This is a genomic window from Geomicrobium sp. JCM 19037, from assembly GCF_000698105.1.
Taxonomy (GTDB): Bacteria; Bacillota; Bacilli; order Bacillales; family Marinococcaceae; genus Geomicrobium_A.
The window spans coordinates 1-880 of record NZ_BAWZ01000073.1; the positions used below are offsets into that span (position 1 = coordinate 1).

The 880-nt window shown below is 43.6% G+C and carries 1 protein-coding gene; it reads left to right on the forward strand.

Annotated features, from left to right (window positions below; translation table 11 throughout):
- Positions 1–504: hypothetical protein (locus tag JCM19037_RS27980; protein WP_042404524.1), on the forward strand; the 504-nt coding region annotated here is incomplete at its 5' end.
- Positions 505–880 lie beyond the last annotated feature (376 nt).

An 880-nucleotide genomic window follows, 5' to 3' on the forward strand; every position in this document is an offset into this window, starting at 1 on the left:
GAGAACGGCGTTACCTTTGCGGACGGATTTGTAAATGCGCCGATTGGTGTCGAGTTTGATGTGGATGATTCTACGGCGGTGCGGACGGAGGATGGGATTGGGTTCGGAAGGGAAACGCAAATTACGGATTATGAGCGAGAAAATGTCACTGTCGCAGAGGGCGTATACTCCACGGAGGGTAACGGCGGGCGGAAGCTAGTACGACTTGAAAATGGTTGGTTAGTTTCCTCATATTTAGATTATCAAAATGGTGAAGGATCTAGGATTAGATTTAAAGTATCTAGGGACGGTGGAAATAGTTGGTTGACGACCTTTAATTGGGGTTGGGACGCTTCTAATCGGTTTGTTAAATGGTCAATTGTAGCTATGCCCAATAACCAAATTGGATTATTATTTTTTCGGTCAGATCTAACAGTTATAAGTTTCATTGCTATGACTTTAATATCAGTGAATGGCGAGAAAGAGGGCCTATACGTATCGAAAACACAGGCATCACCGAAATAGGCAACTGCTCCCTCGCCATTGACCCGCAAAATGGCGCACTCCATGCCGTGTGGTCGTGTAAGCATGCGGATGCGAATAATCCTAATAACTGGAGGCTACGCTATTCAAAGTCAACAGATGGTGGTCACACTTGGAGTAATGCGGTTTTTTTAAGTAACATAAATAATATCGGAGATAACCATATCCAACCTTCAATTAATATATATAATAATACTGCTTATGTGATTCTGCTTAGTACCACCAGGCTAATCTTGTTTAAGGGGGATAATTCTTTAAGCGACAAAGGTGGTGGTGTCGTTTTAGGGTGGAGTAGACGACTTCTACCTCTTATCACATCATTCTCTCCTTCCTCCTGCATCGCCCCCGACGGAACAAT